This is a genomic window from Streptomyces sp. NPDC017202 (assembly GCF_044331705.1).
Taxonomy (GTDB): Bacteria; Actinomycetota; Actinomycetes; order Streptomycetales; family Streptomycetaceae; genus Streptomyces.
This window is the reverse complement of record NZ_JBIRNP010000012.1, coordinates 36,166-57,245: the sequence shown is the minus strand read 5'-3', so window position 1 is coordinate 57,245 and position 21,080 is coordinate 36,166. Positions and strand designations below refer to the sequence as shown.

The 21,080-nt window shown below is 67.3% G+C and carries 11 protein-coding genes and 3 pseudogenes; 6 read left to right on the top strand and 8 right to left on the bottom strand.

Translation table 11 applies throughout. The features are described from left to right. Window positions 1–287 precede the first annotated feature (287 nt). The 4 genes and pseudogenes from ACH4N1_RS23000 to ACH4N1_RS22985 form a co-directional block, all read right to left on the bottom strand. Window positions 288–1,147: pseudogene (locus tag ACH4N1_RS23000) on the bottom strand (IS5 family transposase). 70 nt (window positions 1,148–1,217) lie between these two features. Then, window positions 1,218–4,331, bottom strand: a complete 3,114-nt coding sequence (locus ACH4N1_RS22995) for a type I restriction endonuclease subunit R (protein WP_398099637.1) — start codon at window positions 4,329–4,331, stop codon at window positions 1,218–1,220. Between the two features lie 3 nt (window positions 4,332–4,334). Next, the gene (locus ACH4N1_RS22990) at window positions 4,335–5,606 is read right to left on the bottom strand and encodes a restriction endonuclease subunit S (protein ID WP_398099636.1); all 1,272 of its coding nucleotides are present in this window, start codon (window positions 5,604–5,606) and stop codon (window positions 4,335–4,337) included. Beyond that, window positions 5,603–7,582: an N-6 DNA methylase gene (locus ACH4N1_RS22985; RefSeq protein ID WP_398099634.1), complete on the bottom strand. Its 1,980-nt coding sequence runs from the start codon at window positions 7,580–7,582 to the stop codon at window positions 5,603–5,605. Before ACH4N1_RS22985 ends, ACH4N1_RS22990 begins: the two co-directional genes overlap by 4 nt. 815 nt (window positions 7,583–8,397) lie before the next feature. Here ACH4N1_RS22985 and ACH4N1_RS22980 point away from each other — a divergent pair. Continuing rightward, a pseudogene (locus ACH4N1_RS22980) lies at window positions 8,398–8,932 on the top strand (hypothetical protein). Here the strand turns inward: ACH4N1_RS22980 and ACH4N1_RS22975 are convergent. Together ACH4N1_RS22975 and ACH4N1_RS22970 are read right to left on the bottom strand one after the other, a co-directional pair. Then, window positions 8,889–9,806, bottom strand: a complete 918-nt coding sequence (locus ACH4N1_RS22975) for an IS5 family transposase (RefSeq protein ID WP_398099632.1) — start codon at window positions 9,804–9,806, stop codon at window positions 8,889–8,891. The pseudogene ACH4N1_RS22980 and the gene ACH4N1_RS22975 sit on opposite strands and share 44 nt — an antisense overlap. Before the next feature lie 319 nt (window positions 9,807–10,125). Then, window positions 10,126–15,549: a sacsin N-terminal ATP-binding-like domain-containing protein gene (locus ACH4N1_RS22970; protein ID WP_398099631.1), complete on the bottom strand. Its 5,424-nt coding sequence runs from the start codon at window positions 15,547–15,549 to the stop codon at window positions 10,126–10,128. Window positions 15,550–15,870: 321 nt separating this feature from the next. Here ACH4N1_RS22970 and ACH4N1_RS22965 point away from each other — a divergent pair. Continuing rightward, window positions 15,871–16,192 (top strand): annotated as a pseudogene (locus tag ACH4N1_RS22965) (transposase); the annotation flags it as partial. Between the two features lie 558 nt (window positions 16,193–16,750). Continuing rightward, the gene (locus ACH4N1_RS22960) at window positions 16,751–17,080 is read left to right on the top strand and encodes a hypothetical protein (RefSeq protein ID WP_398099629.1); all 330 of its coding nucleotides are present in this window, start codon (window positions 16,751–16,753) and stop codon (window positions 17,078–17,080) included. 89 nt (window positions 17,081–17,169) lie between these two features. On the opposite strand, the gene ACH4N1_RS22955 is transcribed toward ACH4N1_RS22960, so the two are convergent. Next, the gene (locus ACH4N1_RS22955) at window positions 17,170–17,679 is read right to left on the bottom strand and encodes an S-4TM family putative pore-forming effector (RefSeq protein ID WP_398099627.1); all 510 of its coding nucleotides are present in this window, start codon (window positions 17,677–17,679) and stop codon (window positions 17,170–17,172) included. Window positions 17,680–17,726: 47 nt separating this feature from the next. On the opposite strand from ACH4N1_RS22955, the gene ACH4N1_RS22950 reads away from it, so the two are divergent. Continuing rightward, the gene (locus ACH4N1_RS22950; RefSeq protein WP_398099842.1) at window positions 17,727–18,233 is read left to right on the top strand and encodes a transposase; all 507 of its coding nucleotides are present in this window, start codon (window positions 17,727–17,729) and stop codon (window positions 18,231–18,233) included. Further along, window positions 18,230–19,177 carry an IS481 family transposase gene (locus tag ACH4N1_RS22945; protein WP_398099626.1) on the top strand — a complete coding sequence of 316 codons (948 nt, stop codon included), beginning with the start codon at window positions 18,230–18,232 and terminating at the stop codon, window positions 19,175–19,177. The genes ACH4N1_RS22950 and ACH4N1_RS22945 overlap by 4 nt, the downstream gene beginning before the upstream one ends. A gap of 93 nt (window positions 19,178–19,270) precedes the next feature. Here the strand turns inward: ACH4N1_RS22945 and ACH4N1_RS22940 are convergent, their stop codons facing one another. Next, window positions 19,271–20,551 (bottom strand): IS701 family transposase, encoded by a 1,281-nt coding sequence (locus ACH4N1_RS22940; protein WP_398099624.1) that lies wholly within the window; start codon window positions 20,549–20,551, stop codon window positions 19,271–19,273. Window positions 20,552–20,652: 101 nt separating this feature from the next. Here ACH4N1_RS22940 and ACH4N1_RS22935 point away from each other — a divergent pair, with 101 nt between their 5' ends. After that, complete coding sequence (locus ACH4N1_RS22935; protein ID WP_398099622.1) at window positions 20,653–21,063, top strand: DUF6924 domain-containing protein; 411 nt, start codon at window positions 20,653–20,655, stop codon at window positions 21,061–21,063. Window positions 21,064–21,080 lie beyond the last annotated feature (17 nt).

The following is a 21,080-nucleotide window of genomic DNA, read 5'->3' as shown; positions in this document are numbered from 1 at the left end:
TTGGAACGCGAGGATTCATCATCGGCGCCGATAGGCACCGTCGACGCTCAGTTCGTCGGCGGCGCCTCCTCCCACAAGCCCCTTCATGGTCGTCGCGACTGACCCCGACCGCACCGGCAACATGGTCGCCCTCCCCCCTACGGCCCGTTCGTCACCGACGACGACGCCCGCGCCTGGGCCGGGGACAGCTGCCTGCGCCCGGCCTTCCGCTGTCCCGGCCCCGTGCCGTGCCGCCCCGGCCCCGTCCCGGCCGCGCCGCCCGTCCCGTCTAGGTTCTGTCTCCTTGGTTAGCGCCGTGCCCAGATGAGGATGGCGGCGAGGTGGAGTGCGGCCTGGTAGGCGATGGCGAGTTTGTCGGTTCGTGTGGCCAGGCCGCGCCACTGTTTGAGGCGGTTGATGCACCGCTCGACGGTGTTCCGCTGCTTGTATGCGTCGCTGTCGAAGCCGGGCGGGCGTCCGCCTCGGCGGCCGCGTCGCAGGCGATGGCCGATCTGGTCCGATGGCTGTGGGATGACCGCGCGGATCTGGCGCCTGCGCAGGTGACCGCGGATCGCGCGGGATGAGTACGCGCGGTCGGCCAAGACCATGGCGGGGCGGGTCCGAGGCCGGCCGGGGCCGGTCCTCGGCACCCGGATGCGGGCCATGACCGTCTCGAAGGCGGGCGCGTCACCGGCCTGGCCCGCGGTGACGGTGATGGCCAGAGGCCGGGCACGGCCGTCCGCCGCCAGGTGGACCTTGGTGCTCAGCCCACCCCGGGAGCGTCAGAGTGCGTGGTCAGCCGGCTCGTTGCGGCCTTCGGCCCCCTTTTGAGTGCTCCGGCGGCGTGCTGGTGGGCCCGAACGACGGTGGAGTCGACCGACACGGTCCAGTCGATGTCGTCGAGGGCATCGGCTGCTGCCAGGACGGCGGCGAAGATCTTCTCCCACGTGCCGTCGACAGCCCACCTGATCAGCCGTTTGTGCGCAGTCTGGAACGAGCCGAGCTCCTCGGGCAGGTCTCGCCAAGGCGAGTTGGTTCGGTACTTCCACGCGATGGCCTCGAGCGTGCGGCGGTGGTCGGCCCACCGCCGCCCGCGGACCGGATCGGCCGGCATCAGCGGCTCCACCCGATCCCACATCGCATCAGTGATCACTAACCGGACAGGCACATCCGATCAACTCATGAGCCCACCAAAGAGACACGCTCTAGTGCCAGCCGTGGTCGCGCTCGCTCAATACCTATGAGCCTTCAGTGGAAGCCTCCTGCTCAGCATCCAGGCGCACGCCATGAAAAGTGCCGGCGATAATGCTGTCCAGCCCCTTGCCGTCGCCGACGACCTCCGCGACTACCTTGCCCAACTCCCCTGGGGCAGCAAGCAAGGTGTCGAGAATCCGGTCGCGGACCTTTTCGGACTTAAGGAAGTTCTCCAGACTGTTCTCCAGAGCCCGGGACTTCAGCACCTCGTCCGACTTCGCCGCCTGGATAACGAGCGCCATCAGTCCAGCGATCGCAGACTCCGATAGGTCGTCAAACAGGGTGTTGAGGGTGTCGATGACCTCCATTAGCGGGACCATCTCGGGGTCCTTGACCCGGGCCGTGCCCAACGCGCTCGGCCCGGTCAGCTTGTCGCCCTTCTTGGTAACCGACGCATTTGTGATGCCTTTGTCCTTCTGCTCGATGGCGACCAGTCGCGCGCTTGAGATGTCGATCTCGTCGCGCGTGCGCTCGGCTTTGATCCACTGGGCCAGTTCACGACAAAAAACGGACAGGTCTTCCAGCGGGGAGCCAGAGTAGTCGTAGACCTGGGACAGGAAGTCGTACAGCCGCACGAAGGAGGACACGTTCTTGCGGAACTGCTCCAGCCGCTCCGCGGCTTGAGTGTCCTCGTCGTCGTGGGCCTGCTGCCATTTCCGAGCGAACTGGTCCTGGGCCCGGCTCATCGCTGCGGTGATCTTGTTGCGGTCACCGGCCTGGACGCCCTGGGCGAACTGGGCCACGTCTTGGAGGTCGAAGATGCCGAAGGTGCGCAGCCCCATGGCCAGTACGTGCAGTTGGTTGGGGTTGGTCTCGGTCTCAATCTCGGCTTCTTCGTACCATTGCGCAAAGGCCGCCTGGATGTCCTTGGGCTCGTTGACGAAGTCGAGAATGAACACCCGATCCTTGACCAGGTTGCCCATGCGGAAGGTGCGGTTGAGGCGCGAGAGGGTTTGCACCGCCTGGATGCCGTCCAGGCGTTTGTCGACGTACATCGCGCAAAGCAGGGGCTGATCGAACCCAGTCTGGAATTTGTCCGCGGCTATCATGACGCGGTAGCTGGGGTCGGCGAACGCCTCGGCCAGGTTCGGGCCGGCCCCCGGGTTCATCTTGGCCTCGGACACCTCGTCGTGGATGCCCGACTCCGGGTCGTCCAGGGTTCCAGAGAAGGCCACCAGGGTGCCCAGGTCGTACCCCTTGGCCTTAATGTACTTGTCGATCGCCAACTTGTACCGCAGCGCGTGTTTGCGTTCCGAGGTCACGATCATGGCCTTAGCGTGGCCGCCGAGCAGGCCGGCCACATTGGCACGGAAGTGCTCGACGATGATCTCCACCTTCTGGGCGATGTTCGTCGGGTGTAGGCGCACAAACCGCTTCAGAGCCTTGGCCGCCGCGGTCTTCTCGACCAGGTGGTCCTCATCGTCGGCGGAGATGTTGACACCGCCCTTCTTGATCACCTCGGCAATCTGGTAAACGGTGCCGTAGTTCTGATATCGAGGCAAGACGTCCAGGATGAAGCCCTCTTGGATGGCTTGCTTCATCGAGTACACATCGAACGGAGACGGCTTGGCATCGGGCGTGCTACGGCGTCCGAACAGCTCGATCGTCTTCTGCTTCGGGGTGGCGGTGAACGCAAAGAACGACACGTTCGGGGTGGGGGCATCCACTAGTGCGTTGATCGCGTCCTCGGCGTCGACCTCCGCGCCCTCGTCGACTTCCTGGCCGCCGGCGCGCAGTACCTGACGCACCTTCTTCGCCGTGGCACCAGCCTGCGAGGAGTGCGCCTCGTCTGCGATGACCGCAAAGCGGTGCCCGGCCAGCGAGTCGTCCTGTGACAGGAGCTTCAGCACGGCCGGAAAGGTCTGGATGGTCACCACCACGATGCGGCGACGGTCCTGCAGCGCCTTGAGCAGCGCACGCGACTTGGAACCCGCGTCGGTGCGGGCCCGCTTGTCGACGTTGTAGACATAATCCGGTTTACCCTCGATCTGGAGGACCGCTCGCTGCATCTGATCGTCCAGCACCGTACGGTCGGTGATCACCACCACCGTGTCGAAGGTCTTGCGCCCCGTTTGGTCGTGCAGATTCGACAGGTGGTGCGCGGTCCATCCGATCGTGTTCGTCTTGCCCGACCCTGCGGAGTGTTGGACCAGGAACCGTCCACCCACGCTCTCAGCTTTGACCTGCTCGACCATCCGCGAGACGGCCTGCCACTGGTGGAAGCGCGGGAAGATCACGTTGGTCGACGTCTTGCGCTCACTTGTGATCAAGTTCGTGCTCGTCTTGACGTCCACGAACAGCATGGAACCGAAAATGTCGAGCCACGTGTCGCGGGCCATGACCTGCTCCCACAAGTACGCGGTGGCCGGCCCGCGCTCGTTGACCGGGTTGCCCGCTCCACCGTCCCTGCCCTTGTTAAACGGCAGGAAGTAGGTGTTCTCACCGTCCAGGCGGGTGGTCATACGGACCTCGGACTCGGTGACCACGAAGTGCACCAGCGCCCCGGTGCCGAACGCCAGCAGCGGCTCCCCCTTCGAGTTCCGGTCCTGTGCGTACTGTTTGACGGCCGCCTCGATGGACTGCTTGAAGTTGGTCTTCAGCTCGAACGTGGCCACCGGGATGCCGTTGATGAACGCGACCAGATCGATGCTGTCCTGGGGCTTCTGCCGTGAGTAGTGCACCTGCCGCACGATCCGCAGGCGCACCTTGCCATAGGCCGCCATGCGGGAGGCATTCGTCGAGTCCGCAGGACGCCACTGGACCATCTTCAGTTCATCGCGCAACCCCACGGGCACGTTCGAACGCAGTAACTGCAGGGTCCCTCCCGGGCCGCCACCCTTGTTGTCGAGCGGTGTAGCACGGAGCTGCACGATCAGGTCCAGCAGAGCATCCTTCGCCACATCTGCTCGGGGGCCAGAACCGATGCCGCGCGCCCACGTCTGCGGGGCCAGGTCCTCGAACCATCCGAGAACGTCTTGTGGGAACAGTGCACGCTCCGCGTCGTACCCCTCGTCGTTCGGCGAGTACTCCCACCCGCAATCCTTGAGGTACTCGCATATCTGCCGCTCGAACTGCTCCTCATACGTCAGGTCCACCACGGCTCAGGCCCCCTTCATGATGTCAATCTGGCCGGTCACGGCCGCAGTGATGAGCGCGATACGCCGTTCCTTGGCGAGATCGATGTGCCTCTGCGTCTTCGCGATCAGGCTGTCGATCTCCGCTGTTTCACGGTCCAGGTGGTTGAGGATGCGACACTGCTCTGCGAACTCAGGCACGTTCATCGGAAGGTTCACGATGTCGTCCTTGCTGATGTTCAGCATCGAGGAGCTCGCACCAGTGGCGGCCATCTCGATCAGATCCCGGACTCGGCGACTGGCCAGTAGGTAGGCGACGTATCGTGGCACGGCCTTGGACTCGTCGAGGGCGAGAGCGTAGAGCTTGTCACTCAGCATGAGCCGCGGGTAGTCACCGGACACCACTGCTGCGCTGCCGACGAGGTCACGAGTGTTTGCTCGGGAGACCAATAGATCGCCGGACCGCACTACGGTTGACGGACGCGGCTCCAGGTCCTCTGGGAGTTCCTTGTTCTCTTCCGGGCGGAAGATCCCACGGTTGGCCGCGCCAGCCTTCAAGACCGCCCAGGTCTGAACGCCGTCGCCAGGCCACGGGAAGCACTGCGGGCTCCATCCCTGGCGGACGGACCGCACCAGATGCTTGAGCCGTGTATCAGGAACCGCCGGCACGGCCGTCGCAAGTTCATGCTCCACGACGGCTTGCCGTCGTTCCTGCAGGAATCCAATGAAGCGCTCCTGCGCGGCAATTAGGTTGTCGATCTCCGCAGTCTCTCGGTCCAGATAGTCGGCGATGGCCCGTTGCTCAGACCCCGAAGTAAGCGGGAGGGGAATGGCAGCCAGCTTCTCAGCCGTCAGATGCGGCATGGATACGACGTTGCAGTACCTCCGAATGAACCCGGTGGCGCGCAGGGCGATCAGGTAGTACGCAAGAAATCGCCCGTCATTGCCAGCGTCTGGACGCACGCGGTTGATCGAGTTCTGGAACCCCCAGCCGTCAAGGTCGTCACCTACGTATGCGGCCCGGCCGAAGCCACCTTGTCCGCCCTCGACCACGACGACATCACCCTGTCGAAGGGTTAGATCGTCCAGCTCACCGGGTGAGAACCACATGTCCTTGACGTCGTCCAGCGCGAGAACACCGTCAGGCTGGACGTTGGCCGCCCTCATATACGGGGCGAAGACGTCCTGGCCGGTGTCTTTTGTCTGAAGCATCTTGCCGAGAGTGATGCTGCCCAGGTGCTTGACCTGACCGATCGTCCACGGTAGCTGGACATCTCCCCAGGGAAGCGGCGTGCTCACTTGCTGGCCTCCACCTTGTGCAGCAGGCTCAGGATCTCCTGCAGGGACTCCTCGAGGTCGGCGTCGATCTCGGCAAGGGAACGCGGGGGCACGTACTGGTAGAAGTGGCGGGTGAAGGGGATCTCGTAACCCACCCGGGTCTTGGTGTGGTCGATCCAGGCGTCCTTGCGGTGCGGCTGAACCTTCGCGCTGAAGTACGCCTTGATGGTGGCGTCCTTGGCATCGTGATTCTTGGGGTGCCCGTTCCAGCCGAAGGGGACGTTCTCGGTCTCGCGCAAGGGGATATCGGGCTCTGCCTCGCCCTTGTTCTTGCCAGACTGGATGCGGCAGATGTCGGCGTTCTCGTCACGTTCGCCAAGGGTCTGCCAAAGGGCCTTGCGTTGCACCGAGGTGAGACTGATTGCGCGGGAACCGAGGTGCTTGCCCAAGTCGCTGAGGAAGTCCTCCCGGTTGAGGTACTGGCCCTCGTTGAAGGAGTTCAGGGCTTCGACGAGGCCGTCGATATTCCCGAGCGTCTTGTGCTCGTCAACGAGGGCGACGCGCTCGGGTGTGGCCTCGAAGTTCAGGCGCAGGGGCCGCTCAACGGTGATCTGCCAGTAGGCGAAGTCGAGGTTGTCGAAGATCTTGGAGGTGTCCGATGGCTCCATGTCGGCATATTGCTGCAACACGCGTTCACGGGCGGCCTCGTCGATCTCAACGCGCTTGGACCCCAGGGACTTGCGCATCTTGGCACCCAGGGCCGTGGCGTCGATGAGCTGCACCTTATCCTCGCGCTCCGGGCGCTTGTCGTTGTCGAAGATCCACAGGTAAGTGGGAATGCCTGTGTTGTAGAACATGTCATTCGGCAACGCGACGATGGCCTCGATCAGGTCGTTCTCCAGCAGCCAACCCCGGATGTTACTCGCACCACTCCCCGCGCCGCCGGAGAACAGCGGGGAGCCGTTCAGGACAATGCCGGCACGCGCGCCACCGTCCTGGCTGTCAGAGGGGTTCATCTTGGCGATCGCGTGCTGGACGAAAAGCAGGGCACCGTCGGAGGTCGGCGGCAGACCAGCCGCGAAGCGACCGCTGGAGCCCTTCTTGTGCTCCTTCTCCACGTCCTCGGCAATGTTCTTCCAGTCCACGCCGTAGGGCGGGTTGGAAAGGATGTAGTTGAACCTGTCGTCCGGGAACAGGTCCTTGGTCAGGGTGTTGCCCAGCGCAATGTTCTGGGGGTTCTGACCCTTGGCGAGCATGTCGGAGCGGCACATGGCGTAGGACTCGGGGCGCAGCTCCTGCCCGTACAGGAGGAGCTCGGCGTCCGGGTTCATGCGGTGCAGGTGCTCCTCTGCCACGCTGAGCATGCCGCCGGTACCGACAGTAGGGTCGTAGATGCTGCGGATGGCATCGCCGGACAGCGCGTTGTCGTCCTCGGCGAACAGCAGGTCCACCAGCAGGTTGATCGCGTCGCGGGGGGTGTAGTGGTCACCGGACTCGGCGTTGGACGACTCGAAGTCCATGAAGATGAGGTGCTCGAACAGCTCGCCCATCTTGGAGTTCGGCACGGCCTCGGGAGACAGGTCCAGGTCGCGGAACTGGCGGACGATCGTAGCGAGGATGCCCCCCTTCATCATGCGTTCGATGTGCTGGGGAAGATGGAAGTTCGCGAAGACGTCGATGTCGTTGCTGAACCCGCGTACGTACTCCAGCAGGTTGTCGGCCATGTCATCGCCGGAGTCGTACACTGAGGCCAAGGTGTGCTTCGTCGTGTTGTAGAACTTCACACCGCCGGTGGCCGACTTGATCGCCTTGACGCGCAGCACCTCGTTCAGCTCCCGAGCGATGATCGCGGCAACCTGATCTCGGTGGGGTGCCATGACGCACTCCAGGCGACGGAGGATCGTCATCGGCAGGATGATGTCACCCGCCTTGTTGCGGGCATAGACACCGCGCAGAGTGTCGGCAACGGCCCAGACGTCCTTCTTTAGGTCGACCACTTGCGTTGTTGTCCTTCCTGACACGGATGTAGCGGAGCACCTGATGAGAGGCTGACCAGTGACCACGCTGGTCCACACACGGAAATGTAGATGGTGCCACTGACAGGCCCGAAGCCATTCAACAAGTAGCGCCCGCCTTAGGTGAAAAGTCCACTCCATACCCGACCAGCCACGAACGGGACATATTTGAACATAAAGGGGCAAAGGGGCACGCATGCCTGACCCGTGCACCCCCGCAGCAATGGCCCTGGCCGCACCCCAAGCAGCCTCCGCCCCCCAACAGCCAGGCAGCGAAGAGTCCGCCTCCGCCAGGTCATGAATGCCGGTGGCGCGAGAGTCCTCCCGTGCCGAGGCGAGGGAATCCATGGCGAGAATCGCCTTGCCGCAGGAGCTACGAGAGTACGAGCGGTCCTCGCGCAGTCGGAGCGGGAGCGGCGGCGAGCCCGACAGGGCGCTCGCCTGGGGTCGGAGTAGATCACCACCGCCGGCAAGGAGGCGCAGAACCTGCTGGACGTGCCGCACGGAAGTAGCGAAACCGCTTGGCGTCACGAGGCTCCCAACAACCTGCACATCTACGTAGGCAGCAGATCTCCTGACCAGCTACGCAGGAAACCTGACGACCCATCAGAACGAGCATCAAATGAGCGTCACGAGCGTCATTTCAGCGTCAAGATATCGCCCGTAACACCCACAACACGTATAAGAAGCTGTTGTCTTTCCGGACGTGATCGATGCGTTTCCGCTGGTCGAGGATAGGAGTGATGGTTCCGTGGGAGTGGTGGCCTGTCAGGTCGTCGTTCCCCGGGAGGTTGCGAATGCCGTCGGTTGTCGGACTGCTGGAACAGCACGAGCTCGCCGCTCGGCGTCGAGTTGACGGGCTGCGGGAGGAGGCCGACCGCATCCAGGCCGAGCTGGCTGCGGCCGAGCTGGAATGGCAGGAGTGGGCGATCGCCCGCAGGCGGGTCGACACGGTGCTGGCTCCGGACGACGGCGCCACCGTCGAGGCGGAGGTTATCCCGAATCCGCGGGATGGGGAGGGGCAGTCGGCGCTCCGGGACGCGGCGAAGCCGAAGTAGCAGGTGCCGGTGTGGCGACAAGGGCTGGCCTGGTCGGCGCTGTCGGTCGACTACCAGCGCATCCTCAAGACACTCGCGGACCGGGCCCCTCCATCAAGGGCCGCTGACCTGCCAGGAGATGGCCGCCATGTTCGGCATGGACGTGGTGCCGGCGCGAGTGGAGGCACTGCGGTCGAAAGCGAAACGCCTGGTCGCGCGCGGCTGGCTGGCTGAGCAGCAGCCGGGTCGGTTCACCCTCGCTGCGGGTGTGACCGGGCCAGGCGACGGGTCATGAGCCCGGTCATCGACCAGTAGACCATCGCCTCCGCGCTGGTGGTGCGCCGCTCGAAGTCGCGCACCAGGCGGCGACTTCGCATCAGGTGGGCGAAGAGGCGCTCGACGATCCACCGCTTGGGCAGGACCACGAACCCCTTCTGGTCGTCGCTGCGTTTGACGATCGCCAGGACCAGGGCGAACGTGGCCAGGCAGTACTCGACGAGGCTGCCGGTGTAGCTGCCGTCGGCCCAGACGAGGGCCAGGCGATGGTGTGCCTCGGCCACCTGCTCAAGCAGCACCTTCGCGGCGGTGCGGTCGCCGACATCCGCGGCGGTGACCATCACGCCCAGCAGCAGGCCGAGGGTGTCGACCACGACGTGCCGCTTGCGGCCGTTGACGAGCTTGCCGCCGTCGAAGCCGCGGCTGTCCGTGCCGACGACGGCGTCCGCCTTGACGGACTGCGAGTCGATCACCCCGGCTGCCGGCTGCGTGTCCCGTCCCAGCTCCTCGCGGACCCTCGCGCGCAACCGGTCGTGGAACTCCTTGACCAGGGCGTTGTCGCGCCAACGGCGGAAGAATGCGTAGATGCAGTCCCACGGTGGGAAGTCGGCGGACATCGCACGCCATTTGATCCCGTTATCCACGAGATACCGGATCACATTGAGCATGGTGCGGTGACAGTACGCCTCCGGCCGGCCGCCCCGGCCACACATCCAGCCCGGCACCGGCAGCAGCGGCAGGACCCGGGCCCACTCCGCGTCCGTCATGTCCGTCGGGTAGCGCGGCTGCCGCGTCCCGTTGTCGGCGGCGTTTCCGAACCGGTGAGCCAGACAGTCACACTGCCAGGTGACCGCGCTGGACTGCCCGGCCATCGGCACGCAAGACTGCTGCACCAGGGCCTCCTGCTGCTGCTCGGTGATTCGACACCAACGAGCTGTTCAGGAGGTCCTGTTCGTATGCGCCCCGCGCCCCGCGACCACCCGATCGGGACCCCCGTTCGACGCGCGTCTCCCAAGATCGAAAAGACAACAGCTTCTCACCGGAAGAGGACTCCTGAACCTGCTTCGACTGCGGATCGACCCACGAAGGCGTCTGTACCTTCTGCGACGAGGCTGGCGCCCTCGTCCAGCGACTGCTACCAGATTCGTCTCGGCCAGTTCTGACCTTGACGTGCAGCCCCGACTCATCTCGCGCTGGAGTTGAACGTCAAAGTCACAGCAGGTACGAGAACCGCAGTGCCCCGCCCTCCTCCCGGTAACGGCCCCGGCCGCGCTTTCCGTAGGGGTTGGGGAGCATCTGGATGGCCATCTTGTGAGGGGTGAGGGCGTGTGTAACCACCAGGAGGCGCCAGCGGTCGTTGCCCGCGTGCTGGCGGGCCGCGCGGACCTCGCTCTCCCCCAGCTCGAAGCGGCCGCCTTCGCCCCCGGTCGCCTTCACCTCGTACAGGTAGGGCCGGTTGCCGGAGCCGACCCGGAAGTCAAAGCCGAGGCCATCGTCGCCGGACGGGCCGGGGAAGGCTTTGCGGCGGTTGCCCGACACCCAGCAGGTTTCGTCCATGCGGTCCGGGTAGCGCGCACACAGCCACTGGTATGCGTACCACTCACCCACGTACCCGATGGCCTCCCGCTGAGCCGTGGTCAGCCCGCTGTCCGTGCCGCCCCCGTACCGCCACCCGCGGGTGCGACCGGCGGCCGGGGTGCGCCCGGTCTGGGGACGGGGGTCCGTGAAGCGGAGCGGCCCGGCGGCGGTGATGCCCGGCGCCGAGCCGCTCTGCAGGACCCGGTCGAGTTCGCGGGTGAGGGCGGTGAAGTCGCCTGAGTGCACGTCGAAGTCGCGGCCGCCGACGGAGATCGACCGCCGTTTGCGCTCCCGTTCGCGGCGCTCATGTTCCGCCGCGTTGCGCACCCGGTCCAGGTCGGCCCCGGACAGACCGTGCCGTTCGGGATCCGTCGCCACCGCCATCCCGTCGGGCCACTGGCCGAGGGCCGCCAGCCAGCCGACGACGTCGGTGGGGGACAAGTGTCGGAAGTCGAGCGCGCCCACGGCCTCAAGCCGCGCGGTGACCTCCTCCGCGGGCTCGGCTGCGGTCAGGGCCGCCGGCAACGGGTGTCCGGCCGCCCTGACCAGGACCGCGAGTTCGGCGGCCAGGCCGGTGATCGTACGGAGGTTCGCGCCGCGTACCTGGTCGGGGGCGGGCAGGCGTTCGCCCGACCGGGGCAACGGCACCGGGCGGCCCAGGCGCAGCGCCAGCCGCTCCTCCACGTACGCCTCCAGGCTCCCCGTGTCGGCCGTGTCCACGGTGTACTCCCATGCCTCCGGCGCGGTGATCCAGTCCAGGGCCCGGACCGAGGGCCAGTCGGGCACCGGACGGCGCGCGTCGAAGTCCTCCAGCACCGCCCAGCGCAGCCGGTTGACGAGCTCCTTCCTGCGCAGGTCCAGGTAGGTGCGGAGCGCCTCCTCATGCTCGGCGGCGTGGCTGACCGGTTCCAGGGGCGGGCTCATCGCGCGCAGGGTGTCGTTCAGCGCGGCGAATCCGATGCCCAGGTCGCGCCGCAGTTCGTCCGTACCGCGGGCCGCGCGGGCTCTGGCGATGAACTCGGATACGGGGACCGGGAGCTCGGCGGCGTACTCCTCGAGGTGAGTCTGGAACTCCCGGGTGTCGCCCGGCGGCGGCAGGAACAGCGAGTTCGCCGTCTCCGTGCCGAGCAGGTGGGCGAGGAAGGGCCGGCAGCGCTCCAGGACCACGCCGATGGCCCCGTCGATCCGGAAGCTTGTCTCCTCGACCTGGTGGACTGTGACTTCCAGGGCGTCGGCAAGCTCCTCCTGGCCCGGGTCGCGCAGGTCGGCGTGGCGGGCAGCGAGCTGGTGGGCGGCGAGGCGCAGCCGGTCGCCGAACTCCCGCCGTCCCAGCAGCTCGGCAACCGCCACCACGATGCGGGTGGTCTCGGGCCAGCCCGGCTCGCCTGCCGGGGCGAGGACGAGCGGATGCTTCGGATCGGGCAGCGGCAGGACTCCGCCGAGGCGGCCCGGCAACGTCACGGGCCGGCCGTCGAGCTCGATGTCCCAGGAGCGGTAGCGGTGCAAACGTACGCTCCGGACCAGGGACATCAGCTCGCTCAGCTCGACCTCGCTCGCCCGGGGACCACGCGCCAGGTGGTCGCACAGGACGCCCACGGCCAGCGTGAGCCAGGGCAGTTGCTGGGCCAGTGCTTCTCCCATGCTTGCGGGCTTAACCCGTGTACCGTCCACGGTCACCGTGAACATCAGATCGTCGGTGTGCCGGACGGTAGTGGGGTGGTCGGCCGCCAGCAGCTCGGCGGCTTTCGCCGAGACGCCAGGCAGGGTGAGCAGGGGGCGCGCCATCCCCCGTATCAGCAGGGCCGTCAGGCTGTCGCGTTCACCGCTGACGTAGAGCACGGTCCCGGCATCACCATCGCCATCGCTCTCCCTGCCGTCCAGGGCGGACAGCGGTACGCTGATCAGCCGGTCCCCGGACTCAGCGAGCAGACTGGCGCCCTTGGGCAGTGCGGGACCGGGCCGCCGTACGAGGTGCTTCCAGGCGCGTTCGTTGGCGCGCTGCGCGGCGGGCCGGTCCTCGGCCCCCAGCGCGCCCTCCGCCGCGAGCCGTCCCAGCGCGGCGATGAGGCGGTCGCTGTCCCGGGGGTCGTCCCAGGTCGGCAGCCGCATTTCCCGCAGGCGGTCTCCCGCCTTCCCGCGTTCCAGAAGGTGGCGCAGCCGATGGTCGACGGTCGGCGCGTACGAGGGCTCCTCCTCCAGCCCGGGCGGGCAGTGCCAGGCGTCGGCCGGCCGGACGAACCGGACGGCCCGGTCGCGGCCCCGCACCGGGAGCCACGGCTGCTCCCGGACGAAGGCGCCGAGCGGGGTCGGGACCCGTTCCCTGTCCGGGGAGCTCTGGCTGCCGGCACTGGTCCAGACGCTGGCGAACCTCGCGTCCTCCCAGCTGGCCAGGCCATGCAGGACAAGCCGTGCGTACGCCAGCCGGGCCTCCTGCCCAAGGCGTCCGACGATGTCCTGGCCGGGGAGCCGCCAGGCGGGGGTTCCCCGGTACGGCGTCCGGGGGTAGTAGACACCGGGCCAGTGGACGTACGGCTCCCACTGCTCCTGCACCTCGGCAGACACCTTCGCCATGCGGACCAGCTGCCGAGTGCTGAGCTCCCGGCCTTGCTCTACCCAGCTCAAGGCGTCGGAGGACGTGACCGGGACCAGCCCGTCGGCCACCCCGGCCTCCAGCAGGAACGCCCGCCACTCCTCGGTCTCGCCCCGCTTGGCAAACTCATCGGGCGCGGCAAGGAGGCGTCCAGCGATCGCCTTGAGGCTCTTCGACACGTCCTGCCCGGCGGCGACCACCGCCGCCAGGTCCTCACCTACGGACGCGCGGCCCCAGCCCCGGCCGAAGACGGCGTCGCTCGCCCTGATCAGCCGGCCGTCCGCCGACGGTACGTACAGTCCGAGCGAGGAGATCTCCGTCCCGCCCAGCGAACGCTGCGGCTGCCAAAGCCGGAAGACGAACCGCAGGGTCTGGAGCCGCAGCCGGAGATCGGTGCTCGCGCTGAGCGCCTGTCGTACGTGGTCCAGCAAGCCCCTCGTGTCGTACGGCCGGACGAGCCCCTCCTGCTCGAGGAAGGCGCGGGCGGACCGCCCGCGCGTACGCTCGCCTCGGTCCTTCCAGACCAGCCCGGGGTGCAGGGAGAACAACCGCTTGCCGAGCAGGGCAGGGACGGACGGGGCCTCGGTCGGGTTCGCCTCCGTACGCACCGGCTGGAAGAACGCCTCACGGCGGACACCCTGACCGCTCGGCTTGCCCTGTGTACGGGTACTTGTGCCCGCACCCGCCCTGCCCAGGGGACGGTTGGTGTACCGCAGTGTGCAGTCCTCCGCGAGCAGCAACTGCCTGCCGTGCAGGACGTGCCCGTCGTCTTCGAAGAGGGCGGCCAGATCCTCGTAAAGCGCGCTCCACTGCTCGGGGGACTCACCGGGCCGTGGTATGGGAAGGCCCCCGACGATCCGTTCCACGTACTCGGCGAGGATCTCCGGGCCCGGCTCCCACGGGCACGCGAGGGCCTTGCACAGGGTGGCCAGCCGTTTCAGCCGGCCCCCGCCGATCTCAGGGTCCGCCACCACGATCCCGGCCTCGTGCGCGCGGTGTGCCGTGAGAACGGTCAGGTCAAGGTCCGACCACAGGACCGCGCCCCGAGGCGGCGCCCAGCCCGCCTCCGGCGGGGCGCCGTCCGCGGCGAGGACGGGCACGAGCGGTACGTCGGCAAGTTCGCTCCCGTGCACACGCAGAGCCGCCGTGCGGAGCCGCCCCGCCGAGCCCTTCTCACTCTCCCAGCTCACCAAGTCCACGGCCAGCTGCCGCATAGACAACTCGGGCACGGTACGCAGTACCGCGGCGGCCGCCAGACAGGTCTCGGCGACCGCGTCGAGCAGCAGCACGTTCAGGGGGTTGTCGGGGGGAAACCCGGTGCGATCGAACTTGGTGAAGAACGGGGCGTTCACGTGTCCCGGGAACGGCGCGGCCTGATCCTCGCCCATCGGCAGAAAGGTGTAGATCTGCCCGCGTAGCGGTCGGCGCAGGGCGGGCAGCGAGAGTGCGACCTCGACGACAGCGGACCGCTTCCACTCCTGCCACGTGTCGTCGAGGAGTCCGGAACCCACGGCCTCGGCGAGGGTGCTGTTCAGCCGTTCCTTCTCCACGGTGCCCCGGGCTACGAGAAAGGTGCCGGACGTCCCCAGGTCCACGGTCGCGCAGGAGACGGGGAATCCGTGCCCTGCGCCGTCCTGCGCAACGGCGAAGCGCTCCTCGGAGCGGGTCAGTTCGTGCAGCTCGAGCGTCTCGTGGCCGTCGTCCAACTCGCCCGCCTCGCCACCGGCGGCCCGCCGTTCCAGCGTCAAGCCAGCCAGCCGGTCGAGGAACAACATCACGGGTACCTTCGCCTCCGCGAGCTCGCGCATCCGCAGCCGGACCTCGGCCCGGGCGGCCTCGCTCAGCAAGGGCAGCCGGACGATGGTTACGTACCCCTGGGCAGCGAGCTGCCGACAGGTCGCGGGCACATCGTCCAGCGGCAGCGGCGCCTGGAGCGGCGGATACTTGGCGGCCACCTCATGGGCGTTGTCCTCACCAGCGAGGAACTCCTCCACGTCGGCCCTCTGCGCGAAGCGGAAGCAGTACCCGTCCAATTCCGGACCGAGCGGGCTGTCGGGGTCCGCGCTGTAGATCTCGGGTGCCTCGCTGATCAACAGGATGCTGCGGAACCCGACGCCCTTGTTCCCGATGCCCTCGCCGACCTCCTTCGAGCTCTGCGCGAGCTCGCAGATCCGTTCGACGTTCCGCCAGGTGAAGGGTGTGCCGCCGTTGGCGACGTACAACGTCCCCCACTCGCCCTCCGCCTCGTTCAGCAGCACGTGGACCCGTCCGTCGCGGCGGTCCTCCGGATGCGCGTCGTAGCCGTTCTGCAGCAACTCGAAGAGCGAACGGCCGGCGTACTCCCGCGCGCTCGTGTACGACACGGCATTCACCTGCCGTGCCATGCGCAGGACTTGCTCCGAACGGGCCCCCTCCAGCACGGACCGGCCGTACTCCCGCAGCTGCTCGGCCCGGGCGTTCCTCGCCATGGTCCTCCCCTCACCTCAGCGTGAAGAGGACGGTATCCCGCCGCACTGACATCGCGGGCGCAACGGACTACTTGTGGAGCGCCGCAGACCTTACGAGTTGGTAGACGGTTGACGGTGAGACGTTGAGCCATTCATGGTTGATGATGGTCGTGTGGTGAGGGGGCCGACTCGCACAATGATCATCAGCAACCTGCGGGTCACGGTCTGACGGCAGGAGTAATTTCTGAACTCAGCGAAAAAATCGTTCCGTTGTGACATGAGCGTCAACAGGCCAAGCTTATCTCCCGACCGCAGAAGCGGGCCGTGGGCGCCGGCGCGAAACCGAATCCGACCGACCGCAGCAAGCTGGGATCGAAAATCCACCTGATCACCGACCGGAACGGACTGCCGATCTCGCTGGGGATCTCGGGGCGCCAACATGCACGACACCCTCGACCTCGAACCGCTCGTACGCGGAATCCCACCCATTCGCTCCGGCCGCGGCCCACGACAGCGAAGGCCGACGAGGCTACACGTAGACGAGGGCTACGACTACGACCACCTGCGCCGATGGCTCCGCAAGCGAGGCATCCGCCACCGCATCGGACGCAAGGGCATCGAGCCCTCAAAGCGGCTCGGCCGACACCGCTGGGTCGTTGAGAGAAAGCCTCAGCCTCCAATGCCGTAACAGGGTCGGCCAGCGTGTTTCTGAGTGCCGGGTTCAATACGGTGGGTCGTTTGCGTCGCCGCCTCTGATTTAGGCACCAAGAGAGCGCCCTGAGAAGTAGGTCAAACGGCGCTTGAGTGGCACCCTTCGCAGCCTTCAGGGCCGCGGTGATCCTCTCCATGTAACCACATGTCGAAGCGAGCTCGGGCGCGTAACTGTACTGTGCGGCAAAGCCGGTGACCCGCCGGGAGAGAGGAGGTGGTGTGCAAGTGATCGCATCACCACGCTCCCGTGAGCCCGCGTGCGCCGGTGGATGACGTGGGACTATCCGGCCGGTGAGCAGGGGGGCGGAGGGTCATGGCCGCGGGCCACCGCACCGGGTGAACGGAAGGTGGCCAGGTCATACGGGAGGGGCTGGCCCAGGGGGTGGGCCATCGCGTACGCCGAGCGCGCCGCAACGTCAGCCCAGAAGTTCCCGGACTGCCCTACCCGCCAGGGACGTTTCTGCGACCATCGGCCTGTCCCTAGAACGAGCGACACATAGCGAGGCAGAGCATGACCAGCGTTTACACGGAACTCACGAAGGAAGCCGGACTTCGTGGCGGCCCCGCCGCTCTACGCGCCTTCTACCGATTGCAGGGCGTAGCACAGGGCGTCGCCCGTGGCCGGCTGGAGGGCTTTGCAGAGGGTGTCGCTCTCGGCCGATGGAAGGGCCGAACGGAGGGCGTCATCATCGGCGCCGCCGCCACCGGCCTCGGCGTCATCGGAGCCGTGGTCCACGAGAAGAGGCGCGTCCGCCGCGTCAGTGCCGAGACCGCGCCGACGGCCATGCCGGAGGATGACACCACCGGTGTGCCGGCGCCGGAGCAGAGGGCCGACGCGTGAACGACTACGCCCCCGGCGGCCTGGTCTCTCCGGGGCCCACGACGGTGGAGCTCACCGCCCGCCTGGTGTTCATCCCTCTCGGGTACAGCCTAAACGTGGCCGCATGTGGCTGGCCTGGGCGTTGAGGGCCGAGCGTGTGTGGGGAGTACACACTCCGCACGGGATTGCGCCTTCCGGGGCCAACCGCTATCCGAAGTAGGGGCAGTTCGCGGGGTGGGCGTGGAGCGCTTCGGTAAACTACTTCGGTGGGGGGCGTTTTGGGCGAGACGGAGACGGTGGCCTTCTGTGGTGCCGCCGAAGTCGCGTTCGTCGTCGTCGCGGAAGCGTGTGTAGAACCACTCGGGTACTCGGGTGGTGTCCAGGCGGGTGCGGAGTACGCCGTCCTGCACGTCTCGTGCGACGTTCCGTAGGCGGTGCCATTCCTCTTCGGAGATGGGGCCGGGGCGTCCGTTGTTTAGCTCGGTGTTGACGACCTTGGTGAGTCGGTCGCGTTCCTCGGCTACCTTGCGTTGGCCAGACCCGATCTCGTAGGCGATCTGGTAGGCCGCCAGGGACGGGACGAAGAAGCTGAGAAGGGTGTCGAGCAGCGTGGCGTCCACGACCGCGAGGCCGACGACGAGGCCGATGGTGGTCCACAGGATGCCCGCTGGCCGCGACCCGGGCCGCACTTCGGCGGCTCGCCCGCCGCCACCAGGCCCTGGATGAGGAGATCACCGAGCTGGACGCCGAAATCGGCCCACTGGTCAAGCAGGCCGCCCCCGCGCTGCTTCAGCTGTTCGGCGTCGGTCCCGAGACCGCCGGCCAGCTGCTGGCCACGGCCGGGGACAACCCGGAACGGATGCGGTCCGAGGGCGCGTTCGCGCACCTGGCCGGTGTCGCACCGATCCCCGCATCCTCTGGCCGCACCCACCGCCACCGCCTCAACCGCGGCGGCGACCGGGCCGCGAACAATGCCCTGCACACCATCGTGCTCACCCGCATGCGCTTCGACGAACGAACCCGCGCCTACGTCGAACGCCGCACCAAGGAAGGGCTGAACAAGAAGGACATCATGCGCTGCCTCAAGCGATTCGTCGCCCGAGAGGTCTACCGCGCCCTGACCAGCGCACCAACCGAACGAATCACTCAAACCGACCTGACTCCAGCGACTTGACAGCCATAGGAGCATCCGAGACCGGACGGCTGCGCCTGGCCCGCTGCGTGGTCGAGGACGGCTGGCCCCTGCGCCGGGCCGCCGAACGCTTCCAGGTCTCACCCACCACCGCCCAGCGGTGGGCCGACCGCTACCGGCAGTTCGGCGAGGCGGGCATGTCCGACCGCTCCTGCCGTCCGCGCACCAACCCGCACCGCACCCCCACCCGCACCGAGCGCCGGATCATCAAGGTCCGTCTCCTGCGCCGCTGGGGACCGGCCCGCATCGCCCACCTGCTCCGGCTGAACCCCTCCACCGTGCACCGCGTGCTGACCCGCTTCGGCCTGGCCCGCCTCACCCATCTGGACCGGGCCACCGGCCGGGTCATCCGCCGCTACGAACGCGAACGCCCCGGCGAACTGGTACACGTCGACATCAAGAAACTCGGCAACATCCCCGACGGCGGCGGCCACAAGGCCCTGGGCCGCCAAGCAGGCCGCAAGAACCGCTCCGGCGCCGGCTACAGCTACCTGCACACCGTCCTCGACGACCACTCCCGCCTCGCCTACAGCGAGATCCTCACCGACGAGAAGAAGGAGACCGCCACCGGCTTCTGGACCCGAGCCCAGACGTTCTTCACCCAGGCCGGGATCACCGTCGAACGCGTCCTGACCGACAACGGCTCCTGCTACCGCTCCCGCGACTGGCGCGACCTGCTCACCACGGCCGGGATCACCCACAAGCGCACCCGGCCCTACCGCCCGCAGACCAACGGCAAGGTCGAACGCTTCAACCGCACCCTGCTCGACGAGTGGGCCTACGCCCGCCCCTACCGCACGGAGGCCGAGCGCCGCGAAGCGTTCCCACAATGGCTGCACACCTACAATCACCACCGCGGACACACCGCACTGAAAGGCCAACCACCCGCCAGCCGCGTCCCCAACCTCACGGGTCAATACACCTAGTAGGACTCCGTTAGGTCTGTCTCGGTCTTGGTGTCGTGTGTGGCCTGGTGGGCAGGGGTTGGTGGCAGGTGGTGCAGGTGCCGGTCCAGCACTTCAGGATGCCCTGGAGGGCGTCGAGGGTCTGGTAGAGAGTGAGCCCGGTGTGGGTGCTTTTGGGGCCAGCCGCTGTCCGGTGAGGAATGCGTGGGCGGCGGTCACGAGGGTGACGTGGTGGTGCCAGCCGGGCCAGGACCGGCCTTCGAAGTGGTCCAGGCCCAGGCCGTGCTTGAGTTCACGGTAGTCGTGCTCGATGCGCCAGCGGACCTTGGCCAGGCGGACCAGGTCGGTGATCGGGGTGTCGGCCGGCAGGCTGGACAGCCAGTAGTCGGTGGGCGCCTCGGCGTCCTCGGGCCACTCGACCAGCAGCCAGCAGTCGGGCAGCACCCCGTCCCACCAGCCCTGTTCGGCTGAGGCGGCGGCCCGGATGGGATGCTCGACGGCCTTGCCCGCGGGACGGACGCGCACGGCGGCGAAGCGGGACCGTAACTTTCCTCGCGAGCCCTGCCGCCAGGTGAGGGAGGTGAACGCTTCCTGTCCGAGCCCGGCGGCCAGGGCCGCCACCGAGGGGGCCCGGTGGCGGTAGCGGGGCTGGGGCCAGCAGCCGACCGGGCCCTTGCGCTCCGGGGCCACCGGCTTCACGTCGAACGGGTGAGCGCTCACGTCCGCGCGAACGGCCAGCACATAGTCGATCTCCCGCTCTGCGAGGCCGGCCCGCAGGTGGGCGTTGGCGCCGTAGGCGGCATCGGCCACCACGACCGGCGGGCTCATGCCCCAGCCCGCCAGCGTGTCGAGCATGTCCAGGGCCAGCCGCCATTTCTCGCGGTGTCCGACCTCGGACGGAACCCGGGCAAGGGCTCGGCGGTCGGTGTCCGTATCCCATTCCTTGGGCAGGAACAGCCGCCATTGCAGCGGGCAGGAGGCGGTGTCGCTGGCGGCGTGGACGCTGACCGCGACCTGGCAGTTGGCGCGTTTGCCCAGGGCCCCGCAGTACTGCGGGGCCACCCCGGCCGACATTCTTCCGTCCTTGGGCACCGACACGTCATCGATCACCCAGGCCGCCGGACCGATCAGCGCCAGCATGCGCTCGCAGATTCGCCGCTGCACCGGCACCGGGTCCCAGGTGGACTGGTTCACGAACTGCTGCAGGTTCTGTTCGTTGCCGTCCGCCATCCTCGAGGCCATCGCCTGGATCGACTTGCGGCGACCGTCCAGCATCAGTCCCCGCAGGTAGCAGTCGCCCTTGGCCCGCTGGTCCTTGCGCGGCACCGAAGCGAACACATCAGCCACGTACAACGTCAACTTCGCCCGGACACGGTTCACTTCATGTGCGTCCATCCATCCAACATGCCCGAGAACAGGCCGAACCCGAAGACCTAACGGAGTCCTACTAGTGCTGTGACCGGATTGGTTCACCGGGTTGGCGGTACTGTCCGCGCATGCATCAGCTCCCTTGCACTTTGGAAGCCCTCGTTGTGCGCACCGACTTCTCGGCAGACGGTGCTTGGGACGCTCTGCGGACGGCGCTGTACTCGCCCAGCAGGGACGGCTTCTTGGCCAACGTCGCACTCGTCGATGACCGGAGATACGAGGGCTTGACGCCCGAGCAGGCCCTCGACCTCATCCCCGCGGAATACCAGCATCCCCTTCTTGTCCTTGCGGACTCTGTAGCTGTCGCCTCGACTGAACTGCCGCTCCTCGTAGTGGATCTGCGGGGTGAGCGTGGGCGGTGTGTCCGCGTTGCGGCAGCCGAGCTGTGGAGCATCGAGAACAACCTCTCGGAGGCGAACATGGACTTCGAGGAGTTCACCGGCGCCGTCGGCGACGACGGCGTTTTCCGAGGCTTCTGAGTCACTGGCCGCCAGGC

What these genes read in the sequence shown, in the direction of transcription:
- ACH4N1_RS22970 (WP_398099631.1), bottom strand. Translation starts at nt 15,549, where the DNA reads ATGGCGAGGAACGCCCGGGCCGAGCAGCTGCGGGAGTACGGCCGGTCC.
- ACH4N1_RS22960 (WP_398099629.1), top strand. Translation starts at nt 16,751, where the DNA reads ATGACCAGCGTTTACACGGAACTCACGAAGGAAGCCGGACTTCGTGGC.
- ACH4N1_RS22940 (WP_398099624.1), bottom strand. Translation starts at nt 20,551, where the DNA reads ATGGACGCACATGAAGTGAACCGTGTCCGGGCGAAGTTGACGTTGTAC.
- ACH4N1_RS22935 (WP_398099622.1), top strand. Translation starts at nt 20,653, where the DNA reads ATGCATCAGCTCCCTTGCACTTTGGAAGCCCTCGTTGTGCGCACCGAC.